This is a genomic window from Brevundimonas sp. GW821-FHT10E09, from assembly GCF_058809375.1.
The window spans coordinates 14,610-31,253 of the sequence record NZ_JBXASO010000017.1 but is presented as its reverse complement, the minus strand read 5'-3'; the positions used below and the strand labels follow the sequence as shown (position 1 = coordinate 31,253).

Annotated in this window: 15 protein-coding genes and 1 tRNA gene; 6 read left to right on the top strand and 10 right to left on the bottom strand. The window is 66.9% G+C overall.

Going from position 1 to position 16,644, the window contains the following annotated elements:
* The first annotated feature begins 7 nt into the window (after positions 1 to 7).
* On the top strand, positions 8 to 313 hold the full coding sequence (locus AC1RSI_RS14635) for a hypothetical protein (protein WP_008260749.1): 306 nt from the start codon (positions 8 to 10) through the stop codon (positions 311 to 313).
* Between the two features lie 4 nt (positions 314 to 317).
* Here the strand turns inward: AC1RSI_RS14635 and AC1RSI_RS14630 are convergent, their stop codons facing one another.
* Positions 318 to 1,244: a TraB/GumN family protein gene (locus AC1RSI_RS14630; protein WP_154725806.1), complete on the bottom strand. Its 927-nt coding sequence runs from the start codon at positions 1,242 to 1,244 to the stop codon at positions 318 to 320.
* Positions 1,245 to 1,407: 163 nt separating this feature from the next.
* Between AC1RSI_RS14630 and AC1RSI_RS14625 the strand changes: the two genes are divergently transcribed.
* Positions 1,408 to 3,480 (top strand): TonB-dependent receptor plug domain-containing protein, encoded by a 2,073-nt coding sequence (locus AC1RSI_RS14625; RefSeq protein ID WP_154725805.1) that lies wholly within the window; start codon positions 1,408 to 1,410, stop codon positions 3,478 to 3,480.
* 73 nt (positions 3,481 to 3,553) lie between these two features.
* Here AC1RSI_RS14625 and AC1RSI_RS14620 read toward each other — a convergent pair whose 3' ends face one another.
* On the bottom strand, positions 3,554 to 5,485 hold the full coding sequence (locus tag AC1RSI_RS14620; protein WP_154725804.1) for a peptide MFS transporter: 1,932 nt from the start codon (positions 5,483 to 5,485) through the stop codon (positions 3,554 to 3,556).
* 261 nt (positions 5,486 to 5,746) lie between these two features.
* Here AC1RSI_RS14620 and AC1RSI_RS14615 point away from each other — a divergent pair, with 261 nt between their 5' ends.
* Complete coding sequence (locus tag AC1RSI_RS14615; RefSeq protein ID WP_154725803.1) at positions 5,747 to 6,895, top strand: GNAT family protein; 1,149 nt, start codon at positions 5,747 to 5,749, stop codon at positions 6,893 to 6,895.
* A 29-nt stretch (positions 6,896 to 6,924) separates the two neighbouring features.
* Here AC1RSI_RS14615 and mscL read toward each other — a convergent pair whose 3' ends face one another.
* The 7 genes from mscL to aroA form a co-directional block, all read right to left on the bottom strand.
* Positions 6,925 to 7,341 (bottom strand): large-conductance mechanosensitive channel protein MscL, encoded by a 417-nt coding sequence (mscL, locus tag AC1RSI_RS14610; protein ID WP_008263083.1) that lies wholly within the window; start codon positions 7,339 to 7,341, stop codon positions 6,925 to 6,927.
* 34 nt (positions 7,342 to 7,375) lie between these two features.
* Positions 7,376 to 7,666 carry an integration host factor subunit beta gene (locus AC1RSI_RS14605; protein ID WP_035307045.1) on the bottom strand — a complete coding sequence of 97 codons (291 nt, stop codon included), beginning with the start codon at positions 7,664 to 7,666 and terminating at the stop codon, positions 7,376 to 7,378.
* Positions 7,667 to 7,911: 245 nt separating this feature from the next.
* Positions 7,912 to 9,615 carry a 30S ribosomal protein S1 gene (rpsA, locus tag AC1RSI_RS14600; protein ID WP_008262491.1) on the bottom strand — a complete coding sequence of 568 codons (1,704 nt, stop codon included), beginning with the start codon at positions 9,613 to 9,615 and terminating at the stop codon, positions 7,912 to 7,914.
* 194 nt (positions 9,616 to 9,809) lie between these two features.
* On the bottom strand, positions 9,810 to 10,454 hold the full coding sequence (gene cmk / locus AC1RSI_RS14595; protein ID WP_035307007.1) for a (d)CMP kinase: 645 nt from the start codon (positions 10,452 to 10,454) through the stop codon (positions 9,810 to 9,812).
* Positions 10,454 to 10,762 (bottom strand): addiction module antidote protein, encoded by a 309-nt coding sequence (locus AC1RSI_RS14590; protein WP_035307008.1) that lies wholly within the window; start codon positions 10,760 to 10,762, stop codon positions 10,454 to 10,456. The genes cmk and AC1RSI_RS14590 overlap by 1 nt, the downstream gene beginning before the upstream one ends.
* The gene (locus AC1RSI_RS14585; RefSeq protein WP_154725802.1) at positions 10,752 to 11,078 is read right to left on the bottom strand and encodes a type II toxin-antitoxin system RelE/ParE family toxin; all 327 of its coding nucleotides are present in this window, start codon (positions 11,076 to 11,078) and stop codon (positions 10,752 to 10,754) included. The genes AC1RSI_RS14590 and AC1RSI_RS14585 overlap by 11 nt, the downstream gene beginning before the upstream one ends.
* A 4-nt stretch (positions 11,079 to 11,082) precedes the next feature.
* Positions 11,083 to 12,393, bottom strand: coding sequence for a 3-phosphoshikimate 1-carboxyvinyltransferase (gene aroA, locus AC1RSI_RS14580; RefSeq protein WP_154725801.1), 1,311 nt, complete (start codon positions 12,391 to 12,393; stop codon positions 11,083 to 11,085).
* A gap of 124 nt (positions 12,394 to 12,517) precedes the next feature.
* Between aroA and AC1RSI_RS14575 the strand changes: the two genes are divergently transcribed.
* The 3 genes from AC1RSI_RS14575 to AC1RSI_RS14565 all read left to right on the top strand — a co-directional run bounded on the left by AC1RSI_RS14575 (position 12,518) and on the right by AC1RSI_RS14565 (position 14,430).
* Positions 12,518 to 12,976, top strand: a complete 459-nt coding sequence (locus AC1RSI_RS14575) for a TIGR02300 family protein (RefSeq protein WP_008261678.1) — start codon at positions 12,518 to 12,520, stop codon at positions 12,974 to 12,976.
* A 219-nt stretch (positions 12,977 to 13,195) separates the two neighbouring features.
* Positions 13,196 to 13,271 (top strand) — tRNA-Ala (locus AC1RSI_RS14570).
* Positions 13,272 to 13,353: 82 nt separating this feature from the next.
* A complete protein-coding gene (locus AC1RSI_RS14565; protein WP_154725800.1) occupies positions 13,354 to 14,430 on the top strand; it encodes a mechanosensitive ion channel family protein in 1,077 nt (358 codons plus the stop codon).
* A gap of 43 nt (positions 14,431 to 14,473) precedes the next feature.
* Here the strand turns inward: AC1RSI_RS14565 and AC1RSI_RS14560 are convergent, their stop codons facing one another.
* The gene (locus AC1RSI_RS14560; protein WP_035309996.1) at positions 14,474 to 16,612 is read right to left on the bottom strand and encodes a malate synthase G; all 2,139 of its coding nucleotides are present in this window, start codon (positions 16,610 to 16,612) and stop codon (positions 14,474 to 14,476) included.
* Positions 16,613 to 16,644: the final 32 nt, after the last annotated feature.

Sequence of the window (16,644 nt, the reverse complement as noted above, 5' to 3'; positions counted from 1 at the left end):
ACACACCATGCCCACCGAACGCACTGTCGAACACCCTGACGGCCGGGTCGAACGGATCACCGAGAACGATCCCGCCGCAGCCCCCGTCGTCGTCGAGAGCCGTCGCGGCGGCGGCCTGGGCGGCGTCGTCGCCCTGATCATCGGCCTGGCCCTGGTCGGGCTGATCGGCTGGTTCCTGATCAACATGAACCGCAACGACGCCGTCGAGTCGAACGCCATCGCCGGCGCCGCAGACAGCGTCGGCGGCGCGGCCGAGAACATCGGCGACGCAGCCCGCGACGCGGTCCCGGACCGCCAGCCCCCGGCCAGCTAAGGCGTCAGGGGGCCGCGGGCCGCCACTCGGGTCCGATCGGCTCCAGGCCCTGGGCTTCCAACCGGGCCAGGACGCCGTTCGGCTCCGCCAGCAGCCGAAGCGGTGCGATGGCCACCGTTACCCCGGGCTGCGACAGAGCCTCGTCGACGGCCTCATTCCAGATGCCCCGCAATCTCTCGCCCTCGCCCATTACCGCCCAGTAGGAGCAGGCGTTCGTCGCCTGCTCCAGTGGCGAGGCCAGCACCGCCGGCACCTGCCTGCGTCGCCAGGCCTCCGCCCGTCGTTCGCCCTCGACCTCCCCGGCTTCGGCGGCTGTCGCCGCTCTTTCGATACAGTCCAGATAGGCTTCGGGCGGCGTGGTCAGGATCTTCTCGACCATCTCGTCGCCGCGAAAGACGCCGACAGGTTCGGCCGGCTTACGGGATTTGCGCGCCGCCCCGCGCACTACCTCCGACACGGGCCGCGCGCGTCGGGCATAGCCACCGTGTTCCATCAGGTCGGCCGACAGCATCAGCATACTTTTGCGGCTTGGCCCCTCGGTTGTAATCCGTTCCACCCGCGCCTCAAGCTCGGGCGAGAGATAATCCGCGCTCGTGCGGTCGTTGGGCAGGCGCGTCAGAGTTCGCATCCGCCAAAGCAGCCGTCCGACATCCGCCAACGACGCCTGGCCCTGTATCGGGAACAGCACGCGATCCGCCCCTTCCACCGCAGAGACCAGAGCGTCTGTGCGCCATTCCATGTCTCGCGGCAGGCCGTCGATAGACCCCACCAGGATCAGCGTGCTGTCGCCGCGTTGGACCTCCCACATCGGGCCCTCGATCCGGCGCGCAACCACGACGATCTCATCGACCGTGGCGGGCTCCTCGGCCGTCTGGGCCAGCGTCGGCGTCGGCGCAGCGATCAGCCCCAAAGCCAAAATCAGTGCTTTCATGTCCATCTCCCGTACGCACGACCGTATAGTCTCACAATCGAAAGTATAGACACGTGAACACTCTGTAATGCTGTCGTCGATTTAATCCACCTTTCGGCCTTGTAACTGGAGATGAACGCGACAGATCGGCACACCTCTCGCCAATGGACCGAGGGAAAGACCGATGACAAAGACACTGCTGCTGGCAAGCACCGCCCTGCTGCTTTCCGCCGTGAGCGCCCAAGCCGGCGACGAACCGCAGGTGGCCCAGGCGCCCGTGCCGACCGGACCGGTAAGCCAGGCGCCCCTGGCCGACGCCGCCCAGCGGGGGGTGCTGGTCTTCACGCCCGCCTTCTTTCTCGCTCAACAGCCCAACACCGCGCTCGACATGGTCAACCGCGTGCCCGGCTTCGACCTCGACGACGGCACGGGCGCGCGCGGCTTTGAGGGGGCGGTGGGCAATGTCCTGATCGGCAACGCCCGACCGGCCTCCAAGAACGACACCGGCTCCAACGTGCTCAGCCGCACCCCGGCCCGGCAGGTCGAGCGGATCGAGCTGATCCGGGGCGGCGCGCCCGGCATCGACATGCAGGGGTTCTCGGTGGTGGTGAACGTCATCCTGAAGAAGGAGACCAGCCGCCAGTCGATCCTGACCTGGAACACCACCCAGTTCGAGGGATCGGGCCAGGACCTGTACGGCGGCAGCTACCAGTTCACGGCCCGCAGCGGCGACCGCAGCTGGGGCGTCACCCTGTCCGACGGCGTCAGCATGAGCGATTCCAATGGCCCCGGCCGCCTGATCCGCCGCGACGCCTCGGGCAATGTGCTGCGCGACGAGCTCACCGACACCGACGGCTACGGCGGCGGGAACTCGATCCGCGGGACCTACGCCGGCCCGCTCGCGGGCGGCAAGGTCGATCTGACCGCCCGCTACGGGATCAACGACTGGCAGGGCTACAACACCAGCCGATCCGCCACCGCCTTCCGCGAAAGCCTGGACAGCGAGGACAGCGACAGCGGCGAGTTCGGCGTGACCTGGGAGCGTCCCCTGAACGACCGTTTCAAGCTGGAAACCCGGCTGATGCACGAGTTCGGCAGCTGGGACGGGGTCTCGACCTACAACGTGCTGAACAACGGCGTGGACGCCCCCGAACAGATCTTCGCCTATTCCGGCGAAAGGTCAGAGACCATCCTGCGCGCCCTGGTCCGCCACGAGCGCTCGCCGAAGCTGACGATCGAGACCGGCGGTGAGATCGCCTACAACATGCGCCAGGCCGATCAGGCCTATACCGAGGGCGGCGCGCCCATTCCCCTGCCCAGCGCCTCGGTCAAGGTCGAGGAGACGCGCGGCGAGGCCTTCTCTAAGGGAACCTGGCGGCTGCACCCGGACCTGACGCTGGAGGCCGGCCTGCGCCTGGAAGCCTCGACCATCAGCCAGTCCGGCGACGCCGACCAGGAGAAGAGCTTCTTCTTCGCCAAGCCCCGCTTCATGGCCACCTGGACGCCGATGCCGAACAACCAGCTGCGCCTCCGCTTCGAGCGCGAGCTGGGCCAGCTGGACTTCTCCGACTTCGCCGCCTCGGCCGACCTGGAAGAGGAGAACGTCTATGGCGGCAACGTCGATCTGGAGCCGGAGCAGCGCTGGATCTCGGAACTGACCTACGAACGCCGCTTCTGGGGCGAGGGCGTCGTCTCCATCGGCTATCGCCACGACGAGATCATCGACGCCATCGACCGGATCCCCCTGGCCGGCGGCCTGTCGGCGGTGGGCAATATCGGCGAGGGCACGCTGGACCGGCTGTCGCTGAACGTGACCCTGCCGCTGGACAAGCTGGGCGCGCCGGGCGCCCGCTTCACCTTCAAGAACGACTGGAACAAGACCGCCGTCACCGACCCGACGACGGGCGAAGAACGGCCCATCTCGGGGGTTCGAGCCACCCAGGCCAATATCGGCATCGAGCAGGACATCACGCGCTGGAAACTGCAGTGGGGCGTGAACTGGCTGCCCTATCTGGGCCAGCCCAACTATTCGCCCGACCAGGTCTCCAAATGGCGCGGCACGGACTATTTCGAGATGTTCGCCGAGTACAAGCCGAGCCCGACCCTGGCGATCCGCGCCCAGCTGAACCTGTGGGACGACTTCACGAACAGCCGGACGGTTTTCGCCGACCGCGAGACCCGCGCCGTGGCCTTCATCGAGGACAGCACGGTCGATCCCCGCACCTTCGTCTCGATCCGGGTCCGCAAGACCTTCTGAGGCGAAGGCCATTTCCAAACAAAAAAGGCGGCGTCCGTGAGGACGCCGCCTTTCTCATGTCGGGCCTTGAGGATCAGCCGGTGGTGGAGGTTCGCGGCGCAGCGATATTGCCGTCTTCCTGGCCTCTATCGCTCAACGTGGGGCCGGGATGACCGTCGCCGTCGTTAGCTCCATGCGACCAGCCCTTGATGAAGAAGCTGACAACGATGAAGGCGACGCCGATGCCCATGCCCCACAGCCCCAGCATGCTGAACACCTCCAGCGAGGTGCGCAGGGCCAGACCGGGGTCCAGCACCTGTCCGCCGACGGTCTCCGTACCCGCCAGGCCAGCGATCCAACCGCCGACATACTGAGCGATTGAACTGGCCAGGAACCAGACCGCCATCATGAAGCTGACCACCTTGGCCATCGACAGTTTGGTGATCTCCGACAGGCCGACCGGCGACAGGAAAAGTTCGCCCGTCGTGTGGAACAGATAGAGCAGGCCCAGCAGCAGCAGAGGCATCTGGAAGGCCGAGTCGGCCATGCCAGCGCCCCACACCACGATCATGAAGCCCAGACCGACCTGAAGCAGGCCCAGGCCGAACTTCATCGTCGGATTGGGGTCCAGCTTGCGCTTGGCCAGGAAGGCCCACAGCGCGGCCATGATGGGGGCGAAGATCAGGATGAAGCCCGCATTGAAAGACTGAGTCTGGGCGGCGGTGATCGTCGCGTCGATCCAGAAACCGCTCGGCGTGATGCCGGCGGCGGCCAATTGGGCGGGCGTTCCGACTGTGACCCCGAAGAACTGGAAGGCCTGCGGCGTGATGCTCAGGTCCACGTTACGATCAGCGAACAGATTCAGCGACGTGCCGGCCTGCTCGAAGAGAGTGAAGAAGACCACCGATCCGAAGATCAGCACCATCGCCAGCATCATCCGCTCGCGCTGAGCCTTGCTTTCGCAGACCTTGACGATGACGTAGAGGATGAACAGCAGCGAGGCGACCGTCGCAGCGCCCAGGACCCAGCCGACCAGAGCGTTTCGCTGGACCATGAACCAGACGACGCCGACACTCAGGGTGCTGAGCAGATAGATCGACCATTCGCGGTTGATCGGTCCCAGCAACGGCTTCTTCAGATCAGCGTCGGCCGGCGGCTCGCCCTTGCCTTGCAGCAGCGGCTTGCCGAGCATGAAGACAACCCAACCCAGCGCCATGCCGATGCCGGCCAAGCCGAAGCCCGCCCACCAGCCGACAGTCTGCCCGAGAAGCCCGCAGAGCACGGCGGCCCAGAAGGCCCCCAGGTTGATGCCGTAATAGTAGAGGGTAAAGCCGGAATCCCGGCGTGGGTCGCCCTGCGGATAAAGTTGTCCCACGATCGTCGAAATGTTCGGCTTCAGGAAACCGACGCCCATGATGATCAGGGAAATCGCCAAGTAGAAGACGTTTACGCCCGCCATGTCGCGGGTAGCCTCGATCTTGTACTCGGCGGTCGGAATGACGGCCGGCAGAGTCGAGGTCGCGGGCAGGTTCTGAATGGCGATGCCGTTTTCGGCAGGTTCGAACTTGTACTTCTGACCGTCGATGACGATCGCGACGTCACGGGCCGCACCACGGCCTTCGGCGTCGATCTGGTAGGTCTGGCCGGCATAGGTCAGGGTTTCTGTCGCCGGGCGTCCCTCGAAGGCCATCATGCCGTGACCAGCGACCAGCAGCAGAGCGCCGAAAGCTACGGCCTTGCGCGTGCCGATGAAGCGGTCGGCCATGATGCCGCCCAGCAGGGGCAGCAGATACACCAGAGACGTGTAGGAGCCGTAGGTCGAGCCCGCCATCGAGTCGTCGAACAGGAAGTGCTGCGTCAGGAAGAAGATCAGGATGCCGCGCATGCCGTAGTAGGAGAAACGCTCCCACATCTCGGCGAAGAACAGGATGATTAGCCCCCGCGGATGGTGTTTGAGGATCTGCATCAGCACCGGCACGCCGGTGGCGAAGGTGATGATCAGTCCAAGGGCGACGACGATGTTCATACCGACCTCCCCCAATGTGCATGCAGGCGTCGCGTAAGTCGCGCTGTCCCCAAGTCCGTCGCTGTCAACGGCTCACTCCCAACCGCCGCGCCGCAACTGGGCGCGCGAAAGGCGCATACCCAGCACAGCAGGCAAATGCGAACAAGTGTTAAGGCTGTCGCGCCCCCTCCCTTCACTGTCGGACAAAGGCCACTTTGGCCCGGCCTCTGCACTGTGCGCCCTCGAGCAGCAGTCCCGGTTTCATTATGGGAAGGAGCGCCGATGTCCGTGCGACCCATCCGCAGATCCGACTACGAGGCCCTGAACAGGCTGCATCGTCAGGTCGGGTGGCCGGAGCGATCGCAGGCGGGGTGGCGCTGGCTGGAGGACAATCCGGCGCGGCGCGACATCGACGCGCCCTTCGGCTGGGTCGTCGCCGATCGGCAGGACGAACCGGTCGCCATGCTGGGCAATCTGATCCAGAGATTCTGCAAGGACGATGACAGCCTGTACGCGGCGACGGGTTTTTCCATCATCGTGCCGCCGGAACGCACCGGCGCCAGCCGCTGTCTGATCAAGGCGATCCTGGCTCAGCCCGACCTGTTCGCCTGCTATACGCTGAACGCCAATCCCCGCGCGGCGCCGCTTTATCGGCTGTTCGGCCTCAAGCCGGGGCCGACGGAGACCCACGCCCTGAAACTGTCCTGGATGGTGGATCCGCTGACCTGTCTGAAGGGTCGACTGCTGCGGCGTCTGCTGGGCGGGATTTCGGCGGAGCAGGCCCGACGTCTGGGCGAGCCCCTGATGAACGCACGCCTGTTCCAGCCTCCACGCCTGCAATTGCCGGACGACGTCGTCGTGCTGCGCGATGTCAGGGAAAACTCGCCCTATGCCGACTTCTGGCGTGCGCTGACGGCCGAGGGGCGGCTGCTGGCGGACCGGGGGCCCGAGATCATGGCGTGGCGCCTGGCCGACCCGGACCAGACCTTGCCCCCCATACTGCTGGGGCGGATGCGCGACGGACGACTGGTGGGGACGGCGACGGCGATGATGACCAAGACCAGCCCGATCGAACCGCCGTGCCTGGACATCATCGATCTGACGGCGCTGAAGACGGCCCCCGAAGCGATCGAAGTCCTGGCGGGCGTCCTGATCGACAATGCGCGGGCGCTGGGCGCGGCCAAGGTGCGGTTGCCGGTGACCAATCCGGACATCCTGGACCATCTGGGCGCCCTGACGCCCAAGGCGCGGCGCGAAGGCGGCTGGGGGCATTGTCACGCGCGCGTCGATGACCCGGTCCTGGCTGAAACCTGGGCGCCGACGCCGTTCGACGGCGACTACGCCGTCTGCGCCCGCCCCGTGCCTCAACCCCGCGCCCGGCGCGCGCCGGTCCGCGCCTCAGCGGTCCAGGGTCGGTTCTGGAAGGCCTGACCCCGACCGGCCGGCGGGAAATTCCGGCTTCAGGGACGCGCCTTCAGCGCGTCGCGAATCTCGACCAGCAGGGATTCGATCGGCGTGGGGGCCGAGGGCGCCGGATCGGGCTTGGCCGCCTCCTGGCGCCGCATGCTGTTGACGCCCTTGACCACCAGGAAGACCACGAAGGCGACGATCAGGAATTGGATCACGGTGTTGGCGAAGGCGCCGTACTGAATCGCCACCTTCTCGACCGCCTCGGTCGCCGGATTCTCGCGCCGCAGCACCCATTCCAGTTCGGAAAAGTCGATGCCGCCGGTCAACAGGCCGATGGGGGGCATGACGACCTGATCGACCAGGCTCTTGACGATGCCGTTGAAAGCCGCGCCGATGATCACCCCGACCGCCAGATCGACGACGTTCCCCTTGACCGCGAACTCGCGGAACTCGGACAGCAGGCTCATTCGCAAACTCTCTTGGCAGTCAGGACGTGGAAATTCAGGCGTCGCCGGACGCGTTCAGACGCTCGCGCAGTTCCTTGCCGCTCTTGAAGAAGGGCACGGCCTTGGCCGGCACCTCGACCGTCTCGCCGGTGCGCGGATTGCGACCCAAGCGCGCCGGACGGGACCGCACCGAAAAGGCGCCGAAGCCGCGCAACTCGACCCGGCCGCCCTCGGACAAGGCCCCGGTCATCTTGCCGAGGATGACATTCACCAGCCGCTCCACCTCCGCATGGGTCAGGTGGGTGTTCTCGGCCGCCAGCTTTTCGATCAGTTCAGACTTGATCATCAGGGCCCCTGCCAGCTCGCGATCGACAGGCCAGCGCTCGCCGACGATCCAGAAGCCGCACACTAACCCTCGCTCGCCGCGTGAAAAAGCCCTTATCCGCCAAGGAGGGGCGGCATTCGCATGATTTATGTCCGGTTCCGCTCATGCCGGTGCGCCAAAAAGAGAAAAGGGCGGCGGGATCGCTCCCGCCGCCCTCATCTTTTTTACGCTACCGCGGAGCGCGCGGCGCTCCGCAGCTTGAGCGCCTACTCCTTGGTGCCGGCGTTCTTCAGCGCGGCGCCCAGGATGTCGCCCAGAGAAGCGCCCGAGTCGGACGAGCCGAACTGTTCGATGGCTTCCTGTTCGTCCTTCATTTCCAGCGCCTTGATCGACACCGAGACGCGGCGCGAGGCCTTGTCCACGGCGGTGATCATGGCGTCGACGCGGTCGCCGACGGCGAAGCGTTCCGGACGTTGCTCGTTACGGTCGCGCGACAGGTCCGACTTGCGGACGAAGGCCGTGACCGGCGCGTCGTCTTCACCGAACTTGACCTCGATGCCGCCCGACTCGATCGACGAGACGGTGACGGTGATCTGCTGGCCGCGGCGATAGGTGTCGCCCTCGCCGATCGGATCGCCGCCCAGCTGCTTGATGCCCAGCGAGACGCGTTCCTTCTCGACGTCGACGTCCAGGACCTTGGCCTTGACCATCTCGCCCTTGCGGTAGCGCTGGATGGCTTCTTCACCCGAGACCGACCAGTCGAGGTCGGACAGGTGGACCATGCCGTCGATGTCGTTGTCCAGGCCGATGAACAGGCCGAACTCGGTGGCGTTCTTGACTTCGCCCTCGACGGTCGAGCCGATCGGGTTGTTGGCGACGAAGGCGTCCCACGGATTGTCCTGAGCCTGTTTCAGGCCCAGCGAGATGCGGCGCTTGGAGGCGTCGACGTCCAGGACGACCACGTCCACTTCCTGAGAGGTGGAGACGATCTTGCCCGGATGGACGTTCTTCTTGGTCCAGGACATTTCCGAGACGTGCACCAGGCCCTCGACCCCGGCTTCCAGCTCCACGAAGGCGCCGTAGTCGGTGATGTTGGTGATGCGGCCCGTGTACTTGGCGCCGACCGGATACTTGGCTTCCACGCCGTCCCAGGGGTCCGACTGCAGTTGCTTCATGCCCAGCGAGATACGTTGGGTGTCCGGGTTGATCTTGACGATCTGGACCTTGACGGTGTCGCCGACGGCGAGAACCTGCGACGGGTGCGAGACGCGCTTCCACGACATGTCGGTGACGTGCAGCAGGCCGTCGATGCCGCCCAGGTCCACGAACGCGCCGTAGTCGGTGATGTTCTTGACCACGCCTTCGCGGACTTCGCCCTCTTGCAGCTGGCCGACCAGCTCGGTGCGCTGTTCGGCGCGGGCTTCTTCCAGGATGGCGCGACGCGAGACGACGATGTTGCCGCGCGGACGGTCCATCTTCAGGATCTGGAACGGTTGTTCCTTGCCCATCAGCGGGCCGACGTCGCGCACCGGACGGATGTCCACCTGCGAGCCGGGCAGGAAGGCCGAGGCGCCGCCCAGGTCGACGGTGAAGCCGCCCTTGACGCGACCGACGATAGCGCCGTTGACCGGCTGGCCTTCGGCGAACACGACTTCCAGACGGGTCCAGGCTTCCTCGCGGCGGGCCTTGTCACGGCTGATGACGGCTTCGCCCAGGGCGTTCTCGACGCGCTCCAGGTAAACCTCGACGTTGTCGCCGACCTTCGGCAGCTTGGCGTCTTCGCCCTGGCCGAATTCGCGCATCGAGATGCGGCCTTCGGTCTTCAGGCCGACGTCGATGATGACGATGTCTTTTTCGATGCCGACGACGCGGCCGTGAACGACCTGGCCTTCGCCGAAGTCGCGACCCTGAAGCTGTTCGTCGAGCAGCGCCGAGAAGTCGTCGCGCGTGGGATTGAGAGTATCAGACATGAAGCTCTGGTGTTTCCGGTAGGGCTGTGGCGCGCGACCGAACGGCCCCGCGCGAGGTGGACGCCCCTCACACAGCAAAGCGCTGCGCCGAGGCGAGAGGAAAAGATAGGCAGGTCGTCAGGATGCGAGGCCGTTCAGAACGATCAAAACGCCCGCGGAAGCCGAGGATGGACGCGTTGGATTTGCGAAACCGGTCAGAGACCGTGTTTCACGCGCGCCGCCTCGACGATACGGCGGGCCGCATCGAAGGCCGCCTCTATACCCATGTCGGTGGTATCCAGCAAGACCGCGTCTTCGGCCTGGACCATCGGCGCCGCGCCGCGACCGGCGTCGCGCTCGTCCCGGCGCTGAATGTCGGCCAGCATGTCGTCGAAGCCGATGTCGAAACCCCGCGCCGTCAACTGTTTCCAGCGGCGGTCGGCGCGGACCCGGGGCGTGGCGGTGACGAACAGTTTGGCCGGGGCGTCCGGGGCGATCACCGTGCCGATGTCGCGGCCGTCCAGCACGGCGCCCCCCGCCTGGGCCGCAAAGGCCTGCTGCAGGTCCAGCAGGGCGGCGCGCACGCCGGGATGGCCGGCGACACGGCTGGCCGCCTCGCCCGCCTCGCCGGTGGTCAAGCGGGGATCTTCAGACACGTCGGCGGCGTCCAAGGATCGAGCGACCTGGGTCGCGGCCGCCTCGTCGTCCAGCGAACCGCCGGCCTCAAGCAGTTTGACGCCCACGGCGCGGTACAGCAGGCCGGTGTCCAGGTGCGGCAGGCCATAGGTTTGCGCCAGCCGCGCGGCGATGGTGCCCTTGCCCGAGGCGGCCGGGCCGTCGACAGCGATGATCAGCGACATCAGGCGGCGGAGTCCACGCGAACGGGGGCGAGGCGAAGGCCCAGGGCCTGCATAACCTTGAAAATGGTCGAAAGCTCGGGCCGCCCCTCCTCGCTGAGCGCCCGATAGAGGGCCGTGCGCGACAGGTCCGCGTCCCGCGCCATCTGGGTCATGCCCTTGGCCCGGGCGACGACGCCCAGGGCGTTGGTGATGATGCGCGGATCGCCGAGCTCGGCGGCGGACTCGAACGAAGCCACCAGAAACTCCTCGACCGCCTCAGGCGTATCGAGGAAGTCGGCCGCGTCGAAGGGAACAGTTTCAATCGGCATGTCTCAACTCTCTCGCCAGAAGCAACGCCGCCTCGATGTCCCGCTTTTGAGACGACTTGTCGCCGCCTCCGAGCACGACGACCCAGGTGCGGTTCCGCTGAAACACATACACCCGATAGCCAGGGCCGACGTCGATCCGCAGTTCGCTGACGCCCTCGCCTACGGGCTTGACGTCGCCCCAGTGTCCAAACTGAAGCCGGGTCAGCCGGTCGGCGATCCTGGCCAGCGCCCGAGCATCTCGCAGTCTTGAACGCCAGCTCACGAACTGCGGCGTCAGTTCTAACGCAACCCGCTCACTGTCGTCTATAGGCGACATTTCGTCAAGCGATCCGCCCGCCCAGGCCGTTCATCATTTCGACGAAGCCAGGGAAGCTGGTGGCGATCATGCCGGGTTCGTCGACCGAGACCGGCTGATCGGCGGCCAGGCCCAGGACCAGGTGGCTCATGGCGATGCGGTGATCGTGGGCGGTGTGGACGGTCCCGCCGCCCGTCACCGTGGCGGCGCCCGTGACGATGAAGCCCTCGGGCTCCTCCTCGACCTGGACGCCGCAGGCGCGCAGGCCCTCGACCATCAGCGAGATCCGGTCGCTTTCCTTGACCCGCATCTCGCCCACGCCGCGCATGACGGTGACGCCGTCGGCGAAGGCCGCCGTCGCGGCCAAAATCGGATACTCGTCGATCATCGAGGCGGCGCGGGCTTCCGGCACGACCACGCCCTTCAGGGCCGAATGACGGGCGGTGATGTCGCCGACGTCCTCGCCGCCGGCCTGACGCCGGTTCGATATGGTCAGGTCGGCGCCCATTTCGAGCCAGGTGTCGAACAGGCCGGTGCGCAGGGGGTTCAGCATCACCCCCTCGACCGTCACCACCGAGCCCGGCACGATCAGACCCGCCGCCAGGGGGAAGGCGGCCGAGGACGGATCGCCCGGCACGGCGACGAAGGTTCCGGTCAGCGGCTGACCGCCCTTCAGCGTGACCGTCCAGCCCTCGCCCATTTCTTCCACACCGACTTCGGCGCCGAAGGCGCGCAGCATGCGTTCGGTGTGGTCGCGGCTCTTCTCCGGCTCCGTCACCGAGGTGACGCCCTGGGCGTTCAGGCCGGCCAGAAGTATGGCCGACTTCACCTGGGCCGAGGCCACCGTCTGCACATAGTCGATCGCCGTCAGCGTCCCGCCGGTCAGGGCGACCGGGAGCCGGTCCTCGGCCGCCTGCCAGTCGAACCGGGCGCCCATGTCGGCCAGCGGGCCGGTGACGCGCTTCATCGGCCGCTTCCGCAGCGAGGCGTCGCCGTCGAAGGTGGCCGTCAGCGGAAAGCCGGCGGCCGCCCCCATCAGCAGCCGCACGCCGGTGCCGGCGTTGCCGCAATCGATCACCGTCAAAGGCGTTCTGAAGCCGCCCGCCCCCTCGATACGCCATTTGCCGTCACCGGTCCGCTGGACCTTGGCGCCGAAGGCTTCGACCGCGCGGGCGGTGGCCAGGACGTCGTCGCCTTCCAGCAAACCCTCGACCTCGGTGACGCCGGAGGCCATGCCGCCCAGAATCATCGAGCGGTGTGACATCGACTTGTCGCCGGGCGCGCGAACCGTTCCGGCAAGGGCGTCAGAGCGTCTGGAAGTCAGTTGGGACGGCATAATCACCCGCTTCAGGCTGCGTTCGCGAAAGGGCCGCGCGGGCGGCGCGAAAGATGGCTTTTGACAGCGGCTCCTAGGGGTGGCAAGGGACCGCCCCGAATTCAACCCGTTGAAGGTTCCAAACGTGGCCAATCCCGAACTGGGCGCCAAACAGGTTTGCCCGAACTGCCAGGCTAAGTTCTACGACCTGAACCGCCGCCCCGCACACTGCCCCAAATGCGCGACCGACTTCGATCCCGAAGAGGCGCTGAAGCTGCGCAGCCGTCGCGTGCGTCCCGGCTATCCCGCCGACGACGAAGAGACCGAAGATCAGGTCAAGGACAAGAAGGCCGAGTCCGACGAGGACGAGGAAGAAGAGATCCGGGCTCCGGAGATCGACGAGGAAGGCCATGAGCCGATCCTGACGCCCGACGACGATGACGACGACGCCCCCGCTGACGCTTCGGAAGAAGCCGGCATGGGCGCCACCGACGGCGACGACGACCTGGCCGACGACGATGACGACTCCGTGCCGTTCATCGAAGACGACGACGATGACTCCATCGAGGACGAGATCGCCAAGCCGTCGCGCGACGACGACTGATCTTTCTTGTTGCGTCCGCCGCATTTCCCGCTAGGAACTGCGGCGGACGGTCGATTTCAGCCCTCTTTTGGTTTGAAATCGCTGTGTTTTTTCGCCTCCGGAACCGATGCGAAAATAAATGTCGAAACGGGCTTGATCGCAAAAAAGCTCTGACATAGGTTCCGCCGCCTCGCCGGGGGCCATCGCAAGATGAACCGGGCGGACCAGACCGCAAGGTCCGGGGCTTTAGCTCAGTTGGTAGAGCGCTTGCATGGCATGCAAGAGGTCAGCGGTTCGACTCCGCTAAGCTCCACCAGTTTCCAGAAGCCCGGCTGTGAAAACAGCCGGGCTTCGTTGCTTTCTGGAACCTGAGCCGTTGGCCGCGCGCTTGCGCCCTTATGACATCCCCCATCCAGGCCGGCCTCGAATCCCTCGACGACACCCAGATCGTTCGGGTGGCGGGCGCGAGCATCACTGTCGGCGGCCTGGTCAGCGCCCTGGTGATCCTGCTGGTCGCCCTGATCGTCGCGCGGCTGGTGACGCGCGCCCTGCGGCGGGTGCGCGAGCGGTCGGAACGCAGCCGCCAGGCCCTCTACCTGCTGGAGCGGCTGTCGGGTTACGCCGTCATCATCGTCGGCGTCATGTCGGCCCTGTCGGCGGCGGGGCTGAACCTGTCGTCGCTTGCGGTCTTCGCCGGCGCGGTGGGCATCGGCGTCGGCCTGGGCCTGCAGGGGGTGGTCAAGGAGTTCGTGTCCGGCCTGTTCCTGATCTTCGACCGAATGGTGTCGGTCGGCGACTATATCGAGATCGAGGACATCGGCATCCGTGGCGCCATCATGGAGATCGGGCCGCGCGCGACGCGGGTGCGGACCAATGACAACGTCAATGTCCTGGTGCCGAACTCGCGCTTCATCGAACAGCCGGTGACCAACTGGACGCTGAAGGGCGACACCCGCCGCATCCATGTACCCTTCGCCGTCGCCTATGGGTCGGACCGGGGCAGGGTGCGCGAGGCGGTTCTGGCCTGCGCCCGGGCCAGCCCCTTCACCCTGCCCGAGACCGAGGCGCGCAAGAGCCAGGTCTGGCTGGTGGGGTTCGGCGACAAGGGGCTGGATTTCGAACTGCTGGTCTGGCCGACACGCGAGGCGGTCAAACGGCCGGCGGCCATGCACGCCGCCTACACCTGGCTGATCGCCGACGCCCTGGACGGCGCCGGGATCGAGGTGCCCTTCCCCCAGACCGACCTGCGGATCCGCAGCGCCTTCGGCCTGGAGGGCGACGACGCCCTGGGCCGGCTCGGCTATGGCCGGGGCGCCCGCCCGGCGACGGCGGCGACCGTCACGCCCCAGGCCCAGCCCTCTGTCTCCGCTTCGGGCGCCAGCAACGACGCCGCCGAGGACCTGATGATGGCCGAAGACGAGGACGGCCCCCTGGAACCGGCGCCCGGCCTGCCGCCGGGACGGACGGGGGGTTGAACCACAGCCCCGTCACCCTCGGCTCGTCCGAGGGTGACGGATTTTAATGCTGGGCCTTGGCCCTCAGCCGGTAGGCATGAAGCAACGGCTCGGTATAGCCGTTCGGCTGGGCCGCGCCCTCGAACACCAGGGCGCGGGCGGCCTGGTAGGCCAGGCTGGCGGCGGGATCGGGGGCCATGGGGCGATAGAGCGGGTCCCCGGCGTTCTGGGCGTCGACCTTGGCCGCCATCCGCAGGAAGGCCGCATCCACCTGATCGGGGGTGCAGACGCCGTGCAGCAGCCAGTTGGCGATATGCTGCGAACTGATCCGCAGGGTGGCGCGATCCTCCATCAGACCGATGTCGTGGATGTCGGGCACCTTGGAACAGCCGACGCCCTGATCGATCCAGCGCACCACATAGCCGAGGATGCCCTGGGCGTTGTTGTCCAGTTCGGCCGCCACCTCATCTTCCGACCAGTTGGCGCCGTTCGCCAACGGCGGGGTCAGCAGATCGTCCAGACCCGGCGTCGGGCGGGTCGCCACCTCGGCCTGGACGGCGAAGACGTCCACGGCGTGATAATGCAGGGCGTGCAGGGTCGCGGCGGTCGGCGACGGGGTCCAGGCGGTGTTGGCGCCGGTCCGGGGGTGGGCGATCTTCTGCTCCAGCATGTCCGCCATCCGATCGGGCGCGGCCCACATGCCCTTGCCGATCTGGGCCTTGCCGGACAGGCCGCATTTCAGACCGATGGCGACGTTGCGGGCCTCATAGGCGGTGATCCAGGCGCTGGACTTGATATCGGCCTTTCGCACCACCGGCCCGGCCTGCATGGCGGTGTGGATCTCGTCGCCCGTGCGGTCCAGGAAGCCGGTGTTGATGAAGACGATCCGGTCCTTCACCGCATGGATGCAGGCGGCGAGATTGGCCGAGGTGCGGCGTTCCTCGTCCATCACCCCGACCTTGATCGTGTGACGCGGCAGGGCCAGCAAATCCTCGACCGCGTCGAACAGCCGGTCGGTGAAGCCCGCCTCATCCGGCCCGTGCATCTTCGGCTTGACGATATAGACCGATCCCGTCGCGCTGTTGCCGAAAGCCCCGAGCCCCTTGATATCGTAGAGGGCGATCAGGCTGGTGACGACGGCGTCCATGATCCCTTCAGGCGCGTCCGAGCCGTCGGTCAGACGGATGGCGGGCGTGGTCATCAGATGGCCGACGTTGCGCACGAACAGCAGGCTGCGGCCCTTCAGGGTCACGTCGCCGCCGTGGGGCGCGGTCCAGCGCCGGTCGGGCTCCAACGCGCGGGTCAGGGTCTCGCCGCCCTTCCTGAAGGTGGCGGCCAGGTCGCCGCGCATCAGGCCAAGCCAGTTGCGATAGGCCTCGACCTTGTCGGCGGCGTCCACAGCCGCAACCGAGTCTTCCAGATCGACAATGGTGGTCAGGGCCGATTCCAGCACCACGTCGGCCAGACCCGCCGGATCGGTGCGCCCGACCGGGTGCGAGGGGTCGATCACCAGTTCGATGTGCAGGCCGTGGTGCGCCAGCAGGATGGAGGCAGGGGCGGCCGGATTTCCGGAAAAACCGACGAACTGGGCCGGATCCTGCAGGGCGGGAACCAGGGCGCCGTCGACCACCGACCAGCCGGCGACATCGGCGTGCGAGCCCTCGGCCAGGGGCGCCGCCTCATCCAGAAACGCCTTGGCGCGGACGACGACACGCGCGCCGCGCGCCGCGTCATAGCCGCCACCGGTCGGCAGATCGCCCAGAGCATCCGTGCCGTAGAGGGCGTCGTACAGGCTGCCCCACCGGGCGTTGGCGGCGTTCAGCAGGAAGCGGGCGTTCAGCACCGGCACGACCAGCTGCGGCCCGGCCATGCGGGCGATCTCGGCGTCCACGCCGCTCGTGCCGATGGAAAAGGGCGCCGGATCCTCGACCAGATAACCGATCTCGCGCAGGAAGGTCTGGGACGCGGCGACGTCATAGGGCTGGCCCCTGCGGGCGGCGTGCCAGGCGTCGATCCGGGCCTGAAGATCGTCGCGCCGGGCCAGCAGGGCGCGGTTCTCCGGTGCGAACCGGGCGAAGACATCCGCCGCGCCGGACCAGAAGTCCGCCGGGTCCAGTCCCAGACCCGGCAATACGTCCTGTTCGATCAGGGCCGCGAGCTCGGCCGCGACCTTCAATCCGGCGCGATCTTCATAGGACGTCATGGCGGCCTTTCTCCGGCGCGACGCCGGGCCTG